We start from the raw sequence: 15,848 nt of genomic DNA on the forward strand, positions 1-15,848 counted from the left end.
TATGTGGGGCAAGGACGGCAAATCGCTTGCAAGTCTGTCCATTCAGACCTGGGGCTGGCACCTCGTCGGATGACCGCCAGTAGCGCATCCCTGACAGTTGATCGTTCAAGCGATACCGGGGTTGATGATCCTACCCATACGGCGTTTTGAACGGTTTCTCGCTTTGTTGGTGATGGGCGATCATGCGAAACCGCCGTCCTTTAGACTAGCGCCCGGGATGATAAGTCGCCATCAAACGCTCGAGTTCGTCGATGGCGGAGGACTTCGGAAGCTTCTCGCCCTGGAGTTCCGGCCGCACCTTCCAGCCCGGATCGACGCCCTCCATATTCGGCAACTCATGCGCGATGCCCTTATGACAGTCGATGCATGTCGCCTCGCCGGAAAGCAGGTAGCGTGTATGGATTTCGGCGGCCCGCACGGTCTGCTTTGACAGGTCCATGGCGACCGACGAATGGCAGTTACGACATTCGAGGCTGTCATTGGCCTTCAGCCGCGCCCACTCATGTTCGGCAAGATAGAGGCGCATGTCGAGAAACTTGCGTCTCGTGTTGATGGTGCCGAAGATCTTGCCCCAGACTTCTTTCGAAGCTTGCATCTTGCGCGCGATCTTGTCGGTCCATTTGTGCGGCACATGGCAGTCCGGGCAAGAAGCGCGGACTCCAGAACGGTTGGAGAAGTGGACCGTCCGCGTCAGTTCCTGATAGACGTTGTCCTCCATCTCGTGGCACGAAATGCAGAATTGCTCGGTGTTGGTCAACTCAAGCGCAGTATTGAAAGCGCCCCAGAACATGACGCCGCCAACGAAACCGCCGAGCGTCAGGAATGCGAGACTGAGGGTTGCGGCTGGGGCGGTGAGGATGCGCCCTGCCCACAGCGCAATTTTTATTATCCGCTGCATGCCTACTCGCTCCCAGCGGGTTTGACACCCAACTCGCTCATGTCCTTGAAGAGGTTTTGGACAAGAGGCTGAACGTTGGCCTGTGGCACATGGCAGGCCGTGCAGAAGTAGCGTCGCGGCGAGACATCGGCGATCATCTGACCTTCGCGCGTCATGTAGTGGGTGACGCTGATCATCGGTGCGCCAGAACCTTCGGTGAACTCGCGCTTGTGGCACGAGAGACAGCGGTTGGTGTTGACCGACAATTGATAACCCTCGATCGAATGCGGGATCACCGGGGGTTGGTCAGGATAGGCGCGCATCTTGCGAATATCGTCGACGATCCATTTCGGTAGAGGTTGAGCGGGAACTGACTCCATAGGCGGAGTCGCCCCTGTCAGTTTCGAGGCCATCTGGGCGATCGCCGCGGTCCCTGTGAGAAGGATGGCAACGGCGATGCCCATCGCCAGTTTGCGCCGCTTTATCAAGAGGCCGAAACGATCTTGACCGCGCATTTCTTGAAATCCGTCTGTTTGGAGATGGGATCGGTGGCGTCGAGCGTGACCTTGTTGATCAACTGGCTGGCGTCGAACCACGGTACGAAGATCACGCCCTTGGGCATCCGGTTGCGGCCGCGCGTTTCTAGCCGCGACCTGATCTCTCCCCGGCGCGAGATGATCCTGATCTCGGCGCCCTGGTTCAGGCCACGCTTGCGCGCATCGTCGGCGTTCATGAAGCAGCACGCCCCGGGAAACGCCCTGTAGAGTTCCGGAACACGCATGGTCATCGACCCAGAATGCCAGTGTTCCAGAACACGTCCGGTGACCAGCCAGAGATCGTATTCCTTATCCGGCGATTCCGCCGGCGGCTCGTAGGGCACCGCAAGGATGACGGCCTTCCCGTCGGGCTTGCCATAGAATCGCACGCCCTCGCCCGGCTTGACGTAAGGATCGTAGCCCTCGCGGTAACGCCATTTAGTCTCCTTGCCATCTACCACGGGCCAGCGCAGGCCCCTTTCTTCGTGGTAGCGGTCATAGGGCGCCAGATCGTGTCCGTGTCCGCGCCCAAATGTGGCGTACTCCTCGAACAACCCCTTCTGCAGATAGAACCCGAAATCCCTGGCTTCGTTGTTATCGTAGTCCGGGTCGACCTCGCTGACCGGAAATTTGTCGACATTGCCGTTTCGGAAGAGCACGTCAAAAAGCGTCTTGCCCCGGTACTCTGGGCTACTGTCGAGGATTTCCGCGGGCCAAACATCGTCGGTCGTAAAGCGCTTGGAAAATTCGACCAACTGCCAGAGATCGGAGCGCGCCTCGCCCTTGGCCTGCACCAATTGGTGCCAGACGTGCGTTCGGCGTTCGGCGTTGCCGTAGGCACCTTCCTTCTCGACCCACATGGCTGCCGGCAGGATCAAATCGGCGCTCATCGCCGTCACCGTCGGATAGGCATCGGACACGACAATGAAATTGTCGGGATTGCGGTAGCCAGGATAGGTCTCCTGACTGTCATTCGGCGCCGCCTGGACGTTATTGTTGACCTGCACCCAATAGAAATTCAGCTTGCCGTCCTTCAGCATCCGGTCCTGCTCGACCGCGTGATAGCCTGGCTTTTCCGGCAGCAGGCCATGCGGCAATTTCCAGATTTCCTCCGCATGCGCGCGGTGCTCGGGGTTGGTCACCACCATGTCTGCCGGCAGGCGAGGCGCGAATGTTCCGACCTCACGCGCTGTGCCGCAGGCCGAGGGTTGCCCGGTCAGCGAAAACGGGCTGTTGCCGGGCTCGGAGATTTTTCCGGTCAGCAGATGAATATTGTAGACCATCTGGTTGGCCCACACGCCACGGACATGCTGGTTGAATCCCATGGTCCAGAGCGACATGACCTTGCGACTGGGGTCTGCATAGAGTTCTGCAAGCTCCTCGAGGAATTCCCTCTCCACGCCGGTCAGTTCAACGGTCTTTTCGAGCGTGTAGTCCGACACGAACGCCTTGAATTCATCGAAGTCGATGGGCTCCATCTTGCCGGCGTTGGCCGCGCCGGTCGCGGCTATCTCCAGCGGATGTTCAGGCCTGAGACCATAGCCAATATCGGTTGCCCCCTTCATGAAGGTTGTGTGGTCGCGCACGAATGTCTCATTGACGCGACCCGTCGTGATGATGTGGTTCGCGATGTAGTTGAGGATGACAAGATCCGTACCCGGCTTGAATATGATCGGCACGTCGGCCAGATCCATGCTGCGATGCGTGAAGGTCGACAGCACCGCGACCTTCACATGCGGGTGGCCGAGCCGCCGGTCCGCCAGTCGCGTCCACAGGATCGGGTGCATTTCGGCCATGTTCGAACCCCACAGCACGAACGCATCGGCGGCCTCGAAATCGTCGTAGCAACCCATCGGCTCGTCCATGCCAAATGTCCGCATGAAAGCGTAGGCGGCGGACGCCATGCAGTGACGGGCATTGGGATCGAGATTGTTGGAGCGGAAGCCGGCCCGCATCAGCTTGGTCGCGGCATAGCCTTCATGGATCGTCCACTGGCCGGAGCCGAACATGCCGATTGCCGTCGGCCCTTTATCCTTCAGCACCTGCTTGCACTTTTGGGCCATCACGTCGAAAGCCTCGTCCCAGGAGACCGGCTCGAACTCGCCTTCCTTGTCGAACACGCCGTTGCGTTTGCGCAAAAGCGGCGTGGTCAGCCGATCGGCGCCATACATGATCTTGGACAGGAAATACCCTTTGACGCAGTTCAGGCCGCGGTTAACTTCGGCCTGCATATCGCCGTGGGTCGCGACGACCTGGCCCTCCTTGACGCCGACCATGACTCCGCATCCGGTGCCGCAGAAGCGGCAGGGGGCCTTGGACCATTTGATTTCAAGCGCGCTCAGGCCGCCGGGCACGGGCTGGGCGGACACAGGGAGCGCAATCCCTGCGGTCGCCGCGGCTATGCCCGCGGCATGGGCTTTCAGGATGTCGCGCCGCGTCAATTCGAACGTCATTGCCCGGTGCCCTCCTCAGCCTCGATATGTTCGAACACCATGTTCGCAGCAACAACCCCGTCGAGCAGCGCGATTTGGGTGAGATAGTCGCCCATCGCCCCTGTGCTCGTGCCCTCGATGACGACGACGATCTTGCCGCCTTCATGTGCATAGACCTCGACATCGCGCATCGCTGACAGCTGCGCCGCGACATCATCCCCCCTCGTCGGCAGCACCGAGACGACAGCGCTCGATATGTGATGGTAGCGCCGATCCTCAGGCATGGATGTCGTCCCTGGCGCGTTCACTCACGCCGATCGCGCTGGCGGGACAAACGCCGATGCACGCCCCGCATCCGCTGCAGGCGTCCTCGTTCAGTTCTGGAAGAAAGGGACCGCCAATGCGTGGCCGGAAGTGTATCGCCTGCTCGGGACAAGCGTCGAGGCAGGACTGGCAGGCGATGCCGGACTTCGCAAAGCAGGACGCGGATATGGCGACCGCATGCGCAAATCTGCGCGGCGTGTCTGCGCTGAACACGGGCTCCGGGCAGGCATTCGCGCATTCGCCACAAAAGGTGCATTCTCCGACGGTGAAATCGAGAGCCGGAAAGGCGTGAACGAGAGAAATAATGCCTGTCGGGCAAGCTTCGACGCAGGCTGCGCAGCCCGTGCATGTATCAAGACCATGGTTCGACATGCCTGGAGGCCGGATGCCCAAGGCCGGAACGGTGCGGCCTTGCAGAAAATTGCGGCGGCTAAGATTGCGGGCTTGGTCCATCGCCGACCCTCAATGCAAGCCGTGGGGAGGTCCCGGCGGGCCGAAGACAATCTGCCACATCCAGATGAGGAAACCGTATCCGCCGACCGCGCCAACGGCTGCAATCGGCCAAATGCCAAAAGCTAGGACGAAGAAAGTCAGCAACTCGGATCGCCGTTTCTGGCGAAAATCGGTCGCACTTGTAGCTTCGAGAGAGTCTTTGTTCACGGAACCTATCCATCCATGAGTGCAAAACTCGTACCCTGCATACACGCCGATAAGATAGCCTGATACCAGCGCCGGACCAACACATTTCAGATCGCTGTGCGGGTCGACGAAGGCTCTTTAGCTCGGCCCTTCGAGCGTCGCCGAAGGGCAGTGAGCTGTTGCCACCCCATAAGGGGACGTAGAGCTCAACCACGGGATTCTCAGCTAATTTCTTCGCGCGCCCGCTCGGATAAGGTGTGCAGCAATTCGACACGTCTTATCAGAAAACACGGCGGCGCTGCCTCAAGACGTCGCTCAGGCTCCAACGAGGGCTCTGCGTAGTGAGCTCAGTGGAGCGTCCGCTAGAATTGGCATTGTGGGGTTCAATGGTGGAGCTCTCTAAATTTCTGGACGCGTAGCCATGCCGGCCGTCGCAACCATGGTCATTGAGTTTGTCTGCGGCGCTGCAAGCGGAATTGCGCTCGGCCGCCGGGTGCCAAGTTTCAGCCTTGGCAGGACAGCCGACGGCATAATCGGCGGCATTGGCGGTCTGCTTTTTGTATGGCCCTCCGCCCGGATTCCAGGTGTCGGGCCCCTCATCGGCCACCACGCCGATGGCCTGACGCCGACCATGTTGATCGGAGCTGCAATAGCAGGGCTGCTCGGAGGTCTCGTCCTGATTGTGCTGGCCGGATTCGTCAGGGCACTCCTGAAAGGCTGATGGCTGCGAATGAAGACGATTGCCCTAACGCACTAGGCTTTCCGCCCCATCCGGGTGCGCCACCGTTGAGGATTGCCAGTATCTACGAGGAGACCGTTATGAGGAAATTGGCTCTTGCGCTTGCATTCGCCTCAGGTTTGGCAGGCTGCACCAACGCGGAAAAAGGCGCTGTGATCGGGGGCGTTGGCGGCGCCGCGCTCGGAACAGCAGCTGGCGGTAACGACGTGCGAAATGCGGTCGTTGGCGGTGCAATCGGGGCCGTCGCGGGTACCTTGATCGGAACGGCGGCCGACCGTCGCGGATATTGTCGATACCGGGATCGGCACGGCCGAATCTTCGAGGCGCCATGCAGGTGATCGCGTTTCGTATCTTCCTCCGCCGTAACGCGCGCGGGGCGCGAACGACGCATGATCCGTTTGGCCCAGGAGAACAGGACATGAAACCCACTTCCATCTTCTGATGTCACCCAGCGGTGCTCTGTTCCCTGTTCGAATTCCCAATGCGCTCTCCCCCTTCGCGGAAGCCCGATCAGACAATGCCGCTCCATGCAGACCTCCGGATGACGGCTGCGTACCGTTGAGATGAAGTAACTGCCTGCGGTGATCGGGCGCCAGTCGAAGCCGTTCTGTCGTCTTGGGGTGCAATCAAAAAGGGACGGACCGCAAAGGCCTGGGATTCCCGGCTAATTTCTTCGCTTTGGTAGAGACCTAAAATGGCATCCGCAATCTTGTGAGCGCATCTCGATCCCATCGAATCTCGCAGTGGAGGTCCCATGTCCGACCTGGTCGTCATAGTCTACCCCTCCGAAGCCAAGGCTGAAGAGGTGCGCCAGCGCCTGTTTGCATTGCAGAAGGAATACCTCATCAACATCGGCGACGCCGTGATCGCGACCAAGACGGAAGCTGGCAACGTAAAGCTCAACCAGATCATGAACACCACCGTCACTGGTGCTGTGTCCGGTAGCTTCTGGGGGCTGCTCATCGGTGTCATTTTCCTCAATCCCGTCATCGGTGTAGCGATTGGCGCCGCTTCCGGCGCGCTTGGCGGCGCACTGACCGACGTCGGAATAAACGATGCTTTCATGAAGGATCTGTCGGCCACCTTGCAGCCGGGAAATGCTGCATTGTTCGTGCTCGTTCACGGAATGACCGCCGATAAGGTGCTGAGCGCAATCAAGGGATTTGGTGGCGTCGTACTCAAGACATCGCTGGACGAGACGAAGGAGCAGATCCTTCGTGAGGCGCTTAGTCAGGCGTCCAAAGCCGCATAAGATTCAACGCCGCTCAGGAATCGCGTGAGCCGATCGCCTAGCAACGTGGACAGAACGATGGGCGCATTCGAGACTGCTGTCGTACTCGCCATAGAGGTCATCTGTGGTGCAGCGGCCGGCCTCGCTCTGGGGCGATGGACGGGTCTTCATCTGGGCGCAAAAGCCGATGCCTTGACGGGTGCGATCGGCGGACTGGCTCTGACCTGGCTGGCCGGACAGCTGCCAGGCGTCGCCCGTATTGTCGGAAAGGTGGAAGGCGCGGTGGACGCCACGGCGCAAGGCGTTGGCGTCCTTACCCCGGCAATCCTTGTCGGGGTTGGCATCGCAGGATTGTTAGGCGGCCTCGTCCTTACCGCGTGCATTGCATTTGCCGTAGGCGGAGCCAGGCGTCGAGGGCGATCCGAAAGAGAAATGAGATGAAGCAGGTGCAATGCCTGTTTGCCCGCCCGAGCACGTGCTTGCTGGTCGCTGCATTGTTGTCGGCATGCACTGTCGCCGTCGATCATCCTCGTCCTGTTCCCCCGCGACCCCAGGCCTGCACCTTCCAGCATGCACCTGTTTGCGGTCGACGAGGTGAAAGGCTGCAGACATTTGGCAACGCGTGCATGGCTCGCGCCCAAGGATTCCAGGTGGTGAGCAATGGCCAGTGTCGCATGTCGCGGCCGACCCAGCCGATAGCCTGTACTCGAGAGTTTGCTCCGGTTTGTGCGAGCCGGAGTGGGCGCCTGCGCACCTTCTCCAACGCTTGCCTGGCCCGTGCGGATGGTTTTCGGCCAGTTCATGCCGGCCGCTGCCGTTGAGGCTTCCGGCAGGAATTTGAGCTTGGCTTCTTCTCGGCTGTGAACACTTCCGTTCCGGAGATTGCGACCGTTGCGCTCGACAGACGACAAGCCAGAAATGACAGAAACGAGCGGTCGCGGGGCGATTCATCCTGTTGCAACCGGCATCCTCGTCCTCGCATTGTTGTATTTCGCCAAGTCAATCTTTATGCCAGTTGCATTCTCATTGTTCGTTCTCGCGCTGGTCTTGCCCGTTCAAATGGCTTTGCAAAGGCGGATTGCGAAGCTGGCGGCGATGCTGATCACACTGTTGCTCACGGTTGCAGTGATCGTAATCGTCGGATCCGCCGTCGTGTGGGGACTCGGCGAACTGTCGCAATGGCTGTTCTATAATACCGGCCGGCTCCAGGAGATATACACGCACTGGGCGGACTGGCTGGAGGGCCATGGCATCGCAATCGTTGGTCCGCTTGAAGAGCATTTCAATCTGACCTGGCTGATCGGCTTGACACAAGGCCTTCTCAATCGGCTGAACAGCATGGCCGGCTTTGCCATATTGACCTTCATCTTTGTCATGCTTGGCCTGCTCGAAGCCGACGATTTCCACCGTCGTCTTCGCCTGAGTTCGGCTCAACCTCAAGGCGAGATACTCTTGCAAATCGGCCGCGAAATTGGCGCCAAGGTCCGCCGTTTCATGGTGGTCCGCAGTATCGCATGCGTGCTGACGGGCTTGGTCGTGTGGGGGTTTGCCTTGGCCGCCGGGCTCGAACTCGCAAGCGCTTGGGCGGCGATCGCTTTTGCGCTGAACTATATTCCGTTCGTCGGACCGCTGGTGGCTACAATCTTTCCGACCCTGTTCGCCGTCGCGCAGTCCGGGTCGTGGCAGCTGGCCCTGATTGTGTTCCTCGGCCTGAACTCTATTCAGTTCGTTATCGGCAGTTATCTGGAGCCATCCCTGACCGGCGCATCGCTGGCGATCTCGCCCTTTGCCGTGATGTTTGCCATCTTCTTCTGGAGCTTTTTATGGGGTTTGCCCGGGGCTTTCATCGGCGTCCCAATTCTGATTGTTGTAGTCACATGTTGTATGCACCAACACTCGACACGCTGGATTGCTGCGCTGCTGTCCGGAGGTCCTGTCGAAATATCTGGTGCTTCTTAGCTGTATTAACTACGCTTCACGGCCAGGCGGGGGCGTCGAAATCCAACTACCTTGTACAACCGGAAAAATCGGCTTAAATTGGCACTTGCGGGGAGATATTCTTGTCTTTGAAAGATATCTCTGATGAGAGTGCTCTTGCCGACAGTCGCGGGCTGCGCGAAAAGGGGTGCGCATAACGCATCCCTAATGTATCTTTGCTTTCGGCGTGCCGACGTTGTGGACTGGTTGTTGAAGACCCTGAGCGGGAAATCTGGCCCGGTCAGGGCTTGCGCCCGTTAGGAGGTCCGATTGTGACCGCTAACGCAGCGAGGGCGCTTTCTGTCGACTTCGCCGAGCCGTTGCCTCAAGCAGCAGCGGTCGCTCCCAAGAATGATCTGCGTCCGGTTGTCCCGGAACGCGTTCCGGTTCCCTGCTTTGAATTCTCGACTCGGGAGCTGCCTCCGAGGGACCAGTTTGCGGCATGGCGCCAGAACTTCGCGACTATGCTCGACTTTGTCGAGCCGAGCGATACTGCGGCGGGTTTCGCCGGCACGCAACTTCTCTGGGACCTAGGCGATCTTGCCCTGGCTCAGATCAGCACCAATGGCTTGGATTTTACCAGCCTGGCGGGTCACATTCGCCGAGACCCCATCGATCATTGGTTGGTGACCTTTATCCGGTATGGGAGATCGCAAACGACCACTCCATCCAGGTCTTTTGACGGAGAGGCCGGATCCGTGCAGGTGCATTCGCTTGGCCGTGTCTTCGAGGGAAGCGTTACAGACAGCGAAATGCTATTGCTCTTCGTACCCCGCGACTTCTGCCGCGACATGGGGTGGGGTCTCGACATGGCCGAGTTCACCGTGCTTGGTGGAGGCATGGGGACGCTGCTTGCCGACTATCTGGCCAGCCTCGCCCAGAGGCTTCCTACGATTAATGTTGGCGATCTTCCTGGCTTGCTCGGTGCTACCAGGGCGATGCTACAGGGTTGCATCGCGCCATGCTCTGACCATCTCGCCGAAGCCCATGATCCGATTTCCGCCACCTTGATCGAGCGCGCCCGTCGATTCGTGCAACTTCATCTGTTTGAACCGGATCTCGGCACCGAGCGTTTGACACGCGGACTCGGGATATCGCGTTCACGACTCTACCGACTGTTCGAGGCTTCCGGAGGGATCGTGCACTACATCCAGCATCGGCGGCTCCTGGCGGCCCATGCAGCGCTCGCTGATCCGAATGACCGCCGTCGAATTCTCGACATTGCTGACGAACACGGCTTCGGTGATGGCGCTGAATTCAGCCGGGCTTTTAGACGCGAGTTCGGATACTGCCCGAGCGAAGTGAGAGCTGGTGTCAAAAACGGACCATCGAACTGGCATATGAACGAGGTGCAGACCGCTGCCCCGTCCGAGCGTCTGAGCCGTTTGCTTCTTCGGCTCCAGGCGCAATGACCGGCGTGGTTCGATCTCGCTCAAATCGGGTAACCCGATCCAACCCCATCGAACAATGCGAGCACCATCTGCATTGACGGACCGATCCGCGGCCCGCAACGCAGCACCGCCCAGCGATCAAATCCGCGAGCCCGGCCGCGGCGAGAATTCACGCTGTCTTGGCCGCAGATACCCAGCCGTTTGTCAGCCAGGCAATGCCATGCGAAATGAGGTCGATACCCAGCAAGAATCCAAGCACCCAAAGGCCGGTCGTCGGCCATCCAGTCAGGACAACAAGTCCGGCCAGAAAACCGAATGCTCCGGACAGAACCATCGCCCAGCCGACGTCGCTCCAGTGCCTGACGCCGACAAAGAGGCGCACGATGCCCGAGGCCACAAGCAGCAGTCCGAGGACGTAGGTCAGGACAAGGGCGCCTGACACAGGCTGCCTCACCACCATGGCACCAAAAACAATATACAGGATGCCTAGGAGGAATTGCCATATGAAGCCGCCCCATCCCTTCATCCAGAAGGCGTGCATCATCTCGAACGCACCCACGACGATGGCCGTAACACCAATGACAATGGCGCTGATCACGGTAGCCAGCGCAACGTCACCCAAGACGAATATGCCCCCGACAATCAGCACGAGGCCAAGGAGAAGACGAACCGATGTGGGTGGCAAGGTCGATGCGGTTCCATTCTCATAGGCAGTCATGGCTCCCTCCCCGATTGCTGGACTCCCTCATTGGTGTCGATCCCTGCCTTCGGCCGGACAGTGGCCCACTCCGCAATATGCTGGATCGCCGCGAATAAGGCCGGGATGATGAAAAGGCCGATCGTCGTTGCGGCCAGCATGCCGCCAAAGATTGTGACACCCACCGCCTGGCGCGCGCCGGCTCCTGCGCCGGTGGACACCGCCAGTGGAATAATGCCCAGAATGAAAGACAGAGCCGTCATCATCACGGCACGGAACCGCTGCTCGGCGCCAAGTCTTGCCGCTTCGTTGATCGGTTGCCCCTCCTCGCGGCGTTCCTTGGCGAATTCGACGATCAGGATGGCGTTCTTCGACGCCAGCCCGATGAGCAGCACGATGGCGATCTGCACATAAAGACTGTTTTGCAGTCCGAAAAGCATGAGCGCCCCAGTGGCGCCGAACAAGGCGGCTCCAAGGGACAGAATTACGGCGATTGGAAGCATCCAGCTTTCGTACTGCGCTACCAAGAACAGATAGGCGAACAGGAAGGCCAGTCCGAAGATCATGGTCTCCTGTCCGGCGCTGCGCCGTTCCTGGAACGACAGGCCGGACCACTCGTAGCCATAGCCGGCCGGCAGCGCCTGGGCCGCGACGCGTTCGATGGCATCCATCGCTGCCCCGGAACTGCCGCCTGGCGCGACTTGGCCGTTGATCTGTGCCGCTACCGAGAGGTTGTAGCGGGAGATGACGAAGGGCGCGAGCACAGTGCTGGTCGACACCACCGCCCTGAGCGGCACCATCGCACCCGTCCGGCTGCGAACATGGAGATTGAGGATATCCTCGGCGTCCCCGCGATGCTCGGCGTCAGCCTGCAGGTTGACCTGGAAGACTCGCCCCTGCAGCGTGAAATCGTTCACGTAACGCGACCCGAAGCTGGCGCCGATCGTCGAATAGATGTCGGACACGCTCACCCCAAGCGCTTCGGCGCGGGTCCGGTCGACATCGACATAAATCTGCGGCACATCGGCGCTGAAGGTAGTCGCCACACCGCCGATTTCCGGCGCCTGGTTGATCTCCGAAACGAATGCACGGACCACCGCCGCGATCTCCTCCGGCGGCTGGCCCTGCAAAGCCTGGAGGCGCAGATCGAGGCCACCGACCGCCCCGATGCCGGAAATGGCCGGTGGCGAAAAGACTGCAACATTGGCGCCCGGAATGGTTGAGAATTGCGCCCGCAATCTTGCCAGGATGGCGTCCAGCCGCAGATCCGGCGTGTTGCGCTGATCCCAAGGATCCAGCGCCGCAACCACCATCGCACCGTTGGGAGATTGTGTCCCCTGCACGATGCTGAAGCCTGCGACCGAAATAACGTTCTCGACGCCTTTCGTTGCCGACAGAGTCCTTTGAACCTCGCCGACAATCGCCCTCGTGCGATCGAGCGAGGCGGCGTTAGGAAGCTGGATATCGACAAACAGGGCGCCCTGGTCCTCGTCCGGGAGGAAGGTGGAGGGGAGACCGCTGAACAGCAGGTAGGCACCCAGGAAACAGGCGGCAAGCGCGGCGAGAGGTATGATCCAAAGGCGCACCAGGAAACCGACCAGCCGACCATAGCCGACGCGCGTCGCGTTCATGAAGCGCGCGAACCAGCCAAGTGGACCGCGCCGGTATCCGCTCTGTCCGCGCCTCAGCAGGATCGCGCTGAGTGCCGGGCTGAGCGTGAGGCCGACAACGGACGAGATGACCAGCGCCGCCGACAAGGTGACCGCGAACTGACGGTAAAGCTGCCCGCTTATGCCGGATAGGAAAGCTGTCGGGATCACCACGGCGAGGAGGACGAGTGTGGTGGAAATGATCGGCCCCGTGATCTGCCCCATCGCCTTGCGAGCGGCCGCCGCAGTTTCGACCGCGGGGTCTTCCTCCATGACATGCTTGACGTTCTCGACGACAAGGATGGCGTCGTCGGCGACCAGTCCGATCGCCAGCACCAGGGCTAGCAGCGAGATCGAGTTTATCGAATATCCGAACGCCAGCAGGATGGCGATGGCGCCCAGCATTGCGACAGGCATGGCCAGCGCCGAGACCAGGGTGGCGCGCCAGTCCTGCAAGAACAGGTAGGTGACGACGAGCACGATCAGGAAAGCCTCGCCGAGGATCCGCACGATGAGCGAGAGGCTCGTACGGACGAACCGTGTCGCGTCGTAGACGACCTGGTACTGGAGGCCGGGCGGAAACGTGGGTGCAAGACGCTTTAGCTCGGCGAGCACGGCGTTGGCGGTCTGGATCGCGTTGGCTCCCGGCGCCTGGTTTATCTGAAGCATCGCCGTGTCATGCCCGGCGAAGCTCGCGCTCGATGAATAATTGCGCGCGCCGAGTTCGATGCGGGCGATGTCGTGCAACCGTACGATCGCTCCGGCCTCGCCGGTGCGCACGACGATGGCCCCGAATTCATCCGTGCTCATGAGGCGGCCGCGGGCCACGAGCGTATATTGCAGCTCGGTGCCTTCCCGCGCCGGTGGGGCCCCGGCCTGGCCAAGCGAGGCCTGGATGTTCTGCCGCTGAATGGCGGTGGCCACGTCATCGGCCGTTATGCCGAGCGCATCCATGCGTGCCGGATCCATCCATATGCGCATCGAGTATTCGGACGCGCCGACAACGGAAGCCTCACCGACACCGGTGACACGCGAGAGCGCATCGGCGATCGTTGTCGAGGTGAAATTGGTGATCTGCAGCACGTCGAGCTTGCTGTCCGGAGAATAGAAGGCGATGCCGAGCACGAAATCGGGCGATCTCGACCGCACCGACACGCCTTGCTGGGTGACCGCGGCCGGCAATTGAGAAATCGCCAGTTGCGCCCTGTTCTGCACGTTGACCTGCGCAATGTCTGGATCCGTGCCGACTTCAAACGTCACGGACAGCGAATATTGCCCGGCATTCGAACTTGTCGACGACATGTACATCATGTTGGGGACGCCATTGATGGCCGTCTCCAGAGGCCCGCCGACGACATCGGCTATTACTTCCGCGCTCGCGCCGGGATAGATGGCCGAGACGCTGACGGTGGGCGGCGTGATCTCTGGATATTGCTGCACCGGCAGCGAAAAAATGGCGATCGCGCCTGCAATCGAAATGACGATCGACAAGACGATCGCCAGCCGGGTCCGGGTGATGAAGAGATCGGAGATCATTGGCCATCGCCAACGGGCTGGCCTTGGCTCGGCTGAACCGTCATGCCTTCGACAAGACGCTGGATTCCCTGGACGACAACCTGCTCGCCGCCGCTGAGGCCAATGGTGACCGCCCAGCCATTGTCGACGCGTGCGCCCGTGTCGATGCGCCGTTGCGAGACGGTGTTGCTCTTGCCGAGCAGATAGACGAAGCGCCCCTCGCGATCCTGCAGCACCGCTGCTTGAGGTACTATCGGCAAGCTGGGCGCGTCTTTCTCCCGCACGTAGAGGGTGACGAACTGTCCCGGCAGGAGGATATGGCGAGGATTGGGGAAAACTGCGCGGGCCGCGACCGTCCCAGTCTGCGGGTCGATCTCGTTCTCGATAAATTCGATTCGACCGGGCGTGTCGTAGTCCGTCCCGTTGGCAAGACGCAGCGAAAGTTTCAATGTGCTCGGATCGACGTTGCTGCCGCTCGTCGCCTCCTGCTGCCGGATCGTCACAAGCAACCCTTCGGTCACGGCGAAAGCCACGCGGACGGTGTCCAGGCCGACTATGCGTGCCAGCGCACCGGAATCCGATCCGACCAGATTGCCGGACGTGAACGTCGCGCGGCCGATGTTGCCGGAGATCGGGGCAGTGATACGAGCATAGGACAGGTTGAGTTCGGCGGTAGTCAGGGACGCCTGGGCAACCTGCACGTCCGCGGCAGCGACATCGAATGCCGCCTGGACCTCGTCTAGAGCGGCCTGTGAGATCGTTCTTCGGGCGAACAGATCCTGGTTGCGCGCCAGGCTCCGTTCGGCCGATATTCGTGTTGCCTCGGCACGCGCCACCTGCGCCCGTGCCGACGCAACCAGGGCATTGAGTTGATCCGGCTCGATCTCGAACAGAGTTTCCCCAGCCTTTACCGCTTGTCCACCCTTGAAATCGACGGAGTGCAGAAAGCCGGTGACACGCGCCCGGATGTCGACTGCCTCTATCGCTTCCACGCGACCGGTAAACTGCACGGGAGTGCTGACCCGCTGAACCTCGATCTTCTCGACGACGACAGCGGGCGGCGGCGCCTGCAGTCCGCCAGGTTGCTGGGCGAATGAAATCGAACTGATGAAAGGTGGTCCGGCGCCCCCCAAGCCAGCAGCCATCAAGCATGCCCAAGAAGCGCGGCTGATCCATCGCCGCCTCGCGGCCGGACGATGTCGCTCGGACGTTTCGTACGGCGCCTTCATGACCGGGCTCTACGCATCGTCAGGGCAATGGCAATGTAGGCGCCGCCGGCGACAAGGAGGGAAATGCCAGCGACCGTACCTGGTGTGTAAATGCTGGTATAGGGCAACTTCAATGCGAGCGTCGCACTAGCGGCCAGGGCGACCAGGCCCGATACTCCGAACCACTGCCAACCGTCTTGATCGCGCACCCGAAGCGCGAGGGCGACTTGCAGGATGCCCTGCACCAGAAAAACCAAGGCGATCAGAAGCGTGATCGCGAGAGCGCCCTTGAAGGGATTGAAGTATATTAGGATGCCGCCGACCAACTCGACCGCGCCCGTGAGCTCTTGCCAGATGAATCCGCTCCACTCCTTGACTCGCAGGGATTGAACCATCTTCACAATGCCCGCGAGCGAAAGGACGATTCCAAGGACAACGCCTGCCGCGAATGTGGAAACCACGGGCAGCGCGACGGCCAGCACTCCAGCCGACGTCAGGCCGATGCCCAGCGCCAAAAACCAACCCCATTTGGAACGCAGGGAGTCCGCTTGATGCTGGTGATCGGTTCCGCTCGTGGATGCGCCGCTCATCGTCGCTTGCCTAACCAGAATTGCTGCACGAGTGGCGCCCATC

16 protein-coding genes are annotated in these 15,848 nt (G+C 60.6%); 6 read left to right on the forward strand and 10 right to left on the reverse strand.

The genetic code is table 11. The features are described from left to right. Nucleotides 1-205: 205 nt before the first annotated feature. From AC1DZP_RS00735 to napE, 6 genes are read right to left on the reverse strand one after another with little or no spacing between them, the layout of a single operon-like run. On the reverse strand, nucleotides 206-898 hold the full coding sequence (locus AC1DZP_RS00735; protein ID WP_477299815.1) for a NapC/NirT family cytochrome c: 693 nt from the start codon (nucleotides 896-898) through the stop codon (nucleotides 206-208). Nucleotides 899-900: 2 nt separating this feature from the next. Then, on the reverse strand, nucleotides 901-1,392 hold the full coding sequence (locus AC1DZP_RS00740; RefSeq protein ID WP_095089022.1) for a nitrate reductase cytochrome c-type subunit: 492 nt from the start codon (nucleotides 1,390-1,392) through the stop codon (nucleotides 901-903). After that, nucleotides 1,362-3,866: a periplasmic nitrate reductase subunit alpha gene (gene napA / locus AC1DZP_RS00745; RefSeq protein WP_477299816.1), complete on the reverse strand. Its 2,505-nt coding sequence runs from the start codon at nucleotides 3,864-3,866 to the stop codon at nucleotides 1,362-1,364. The genes AC1DZP_RS00740 and napA overlap by 31 nt, the downstream gene beginning before the upstream one ends. After that, entirely contained in the window at nucleotides 3,863-4,129 is a 267-nt protein-coding gene (locus AC1DZP_RS00750; protein WP_095089026.1) for a chaperone NapD, read from the reverse strand. The genes napA and AC1DZP_RS00750 overlap by 4 nt, the downstream gene beginning before the upstream one ends. Next, nucleotides 4,122-4,622: a ferredoxin-type protein NapF gene (gene napF / locus AC1DZP_RS00755; protein ID WP_477299817.1), complete on the reverse strand. Its 501-nt coding sequence runs from the start codon at nucleotides 4,620-4,622 to the stop codon at nucleotides 4,122-4,124. The genes AC1DZP_RS00750 and napF overlap by 8 nt, the downstream gene beginning before the upstream one ends. 9 nt (nucleotides 4,623-4,631) lie before the next feature. Beyond that, nucleotides 4,632-4,829 carry a periplasmic nitrate reductase, NapE protein gene (napE, locus tag AC1DZP_RS00760; RefSeq protein WP_245331202.1) on the reverse strand — a complete coding sequence of 66 codons (198 nt, stop codon included), beginning with the start codon at nucleotides 4,827-4,829 and terminating at the stop codon, nucleotides 4,632-4,634. 400 nt (nucleotides 4,830-5,229) lie between these two features. Between napE and AC1DZP_RS00765 the strand changes: the two genes are divergently transcribed. From AC1DZP_RS00765 to AC1DZP_RS00790, 6 genes are all read left to right on the forward strand, one after another. After that, nucleotides 5,230-5,529, forward strand: coding sequence for a hypothetical protein (locus AC1DZP_RS00765; protein ID WP_477299818.1), 300 nt, complete (start codon nucleotides 5,230-5,232; stop codon nucleotides 5,527-5,529). Between the two features lie 98 nt (nucleotides 5,530-5,627). Next, nucleotides 5,628-5,885: a YMGG-like glycine zipper-containing protein gene (locus AC1DZP_RS00770; RefSeq protein WP_477300174.1), complete on the forward strand. Its 258-nt coding sequence runs from the start codon at nucleotides 5,628-5,630 to the stop codon at nucleotides 5,883-5,885. Between the two features lie 416 nt (nucleotides 5,886-6,301). Continuing rightward, nucleotides 6,302-6,799, forward strand: a complete 498-nt coding sequence (locus AC1DZP_RS00775) for a DUF1269 domain-containing protein (RefSeq protein ID WP_095089034.1) — start codon at nucleotides 6,302-6,304, stop codon at nucleotides 6,797-6,799. A gap of 416 nt (nucleotides 6,800-7,215) precedes the next feature. Further along, nucleotides 7,216-7,599: a Kazal-type serine protease inhibitor domain-containing protein gene (locus AC1DZP_RS00780; protein WP_477299819.1), complete on the forward strand. Its 384-nt coding sequence runs from the start codon at nucleotides 7,216-7,218 to the stop codon at nucleotides 7,597-7,599. A gap of 97 nt (nucleotides 7,600-7,696) precedes the next feature. After that, complete coding sequence (locus tag AC1DZP_RS00785) at nucleotides 7,697-8,737, forward strand: AI-2E family transporter (RefSeq protein ID WP_477300175.1); 1,041 nt, start codon at nucleotides 7,697-7,699, stop codon at nucleotides 8,735-8,737. A 482-nt stretch (nucleotides 8,738-9,219) separates the two neighbouring features. Further along, nucleotides 9,220-10,167, forward strand: a complete 948-nt coding sequence (locus AC1DZP_RS00790; protein ID WP_477299820.1) for a helix-turn-helix domain-containing protein — start codon at nucleotides 9,220-9,222, stop codon at nucleotides 10,165-10,167. 148 nt (nucleotides 10,168-10,315) lie between these two features. Here AC1DZP_RS00790 and AC1DZP_RS00795 read toward each other — a convergent pair whose 3' ends face one another. Genes AC1DZP_RS00795 through AC1DZP_RS00810 form a run of 4 tightly spaced genes read right to left on the reverse strand, consistent with a single transcriptional unit; the run spans nucleotide 10,316 to nucleotide 15,847 of the window. Further along, nucleotides 10,316-10,864, reverse strand: a complete 549-nt coding sequence (locus AC1DZP_RS00795) for an HdeD family acid-resistance protein (RefSeq protein WP_477299821.1) — start codon at nucleotides 10,862-10,864, stop codon at nucleotides 10,316-10,318. After that, nucleotides 10,861-14,028, reverse strand: coding sequence for an efflux RND transporter permease subunit (locus tag AC1DZP_RS00800; protein ID WP_477299822.1), 3,168 nt, complete (start codon nucleotides 14,026-14,028; stop codon nucleotides 10,861-10,863). The genes AC1DZP_RS00795 and AC1DZP_RS00800 overlap by 4 nt, the downstream gene beginning before the upstream one ends. Further along, nucleotides 14,025-15,236, reverse strand: a complete 1,212-nt coding sequence (locus AC1DZP_RS00805; protein WP_477299823.1) for an efflux RND transporter periplasmic adaptor subunit — start codon at nucleotides 15,234-15,236, stop codon at nucleotides 14,025-14,027. Before AC1DZP_RS00805 ends, AC1DZP_RS00800 begins: the two co-directional genes overlap by 4 nt. Beyond that, on the reverse strand, nucleotides 15,233-15,847 hold the full coding sequence (locus AC1DZP_RS00810; RefSeq protein ID WP_477299824.1) for an HdeD family acid-resistance protein: 615 nt from the start codon (nucleotides 15,845-15,847) through the stop codon (nucleotides 15,233-15,235). Before AC1DZP_RS00810 ends, AC1DZP_RS00805 begins: the two co-directional genes overlap by 4 nt. Nucleotide 15,848: the final 1 nt, after the last annotated feature.

This window comes from Mesorhizobium sp. P2_F8, assembly GCF_056403655.1.

Coding starts and splice junctions, on each gene's coding strand:
- AC1DZP_RS00805 (WP_477299823.1), bottom strand. CDS start 15,236: ATGAAGGCGCCGTACGAAACGTCCGAGCGACATCGTCCGGCCGCGAGG.
- AC1DZP_RS00795 (WP_477299821.1), bottom strand. CDS start 10,864: ATGACTGCCTATGAGAATGGAACCGCATCGACCTTGCCACCCACATCG.
- AC1DZP_RS00765 (WP_477299818.1), top strand. CDS start 5,230: ATGCCGGCCGTCGCAACCATGGTCATTGAGTTTGTCTGCGGCGCTGCA.
- napA (WP_477299816.1), bottom strand. CDS start 3,866: ATGACGTTCGAATTGACGCGGCGCGACATCCTGAAAGCCCATGCCGCG.
- AC1DZP_RS00785 (WP_477300175.1), top strand. CDS start 7,697: ATGACAGAAACGAGCGGTCGCGGGGCGATTCATCCTGTTGCAACCGGC.
- AC1DZP_RS00735 (WP_477299815.1), bottom strand. CDS start 898: ATGCAGCGGATAATAAAAATTGCGCTGTGGGCAGGGCGCATCCTCACC.
- AC1DZP_RS00740 (WP_095089022.1), bottom strand. CDS start 1,392: ATGCGCGGTCAAGATCGTTTCGGCCTCTTGATAAAGCGGCGCAAACTG.
- AC1DZP_RS00780 (WP_477299819.1), top strand. CDS start 7,216: ATGAAGCAGGTGCAATGCCTGTTTGCCCGCCCGAGCACGTGCTTGCTG.
- AC1DZP_RS00790 (WP_477299820.1), top strand. CDS start 9,220: ATGCTCGACTTTGTCGAGCCGAGCGATACTGCGGCGGGTTTCGCCGGC.
- AC1DZP_RS00750 (WP_095089026.1), bottom strand. CDS start 4,129: ATGCCTGAGGATCGGCGCTACCATCACATATCGAGCGCTGTCGTCTCG.
- AC1DZP_RS00775 (WP_095089034.1), top strand. CDS start 6,302: ATGTCCGACCTGGTCGTCATAGTCTACCCCTCCGAAGCCAAGGCTGAA.
- AC1DZP_RS00770 (WP_477300174.1), top strand. CDS start 5,628: ATGAGGAAATTGGCTCTTGCGCTTGCATTCGCCTCAGGTTTGGCAGGC.
- AC1DZP_RS00800 (WP_477299822.1), bottom strand. CDS start 14,028: ATGATCTCCGATCTCTTCATCACCCGGACCCGGCTGGCGATCGTCTTG.
- napF (WP_477299817.1), bottom strand. CDS start 4,622: ATGGACCAAGCCCGCAATCTTAGCCGCCGCAATTTTCTGCAAGGCCGC.
- AC1DZP_RS00810 (WP_477299824.1), bottom strand. CDS start 15,847: ATGGGCGCCACTCGTGCAGCAATTCTGGTTAGGCAAGCGACGATGAGC.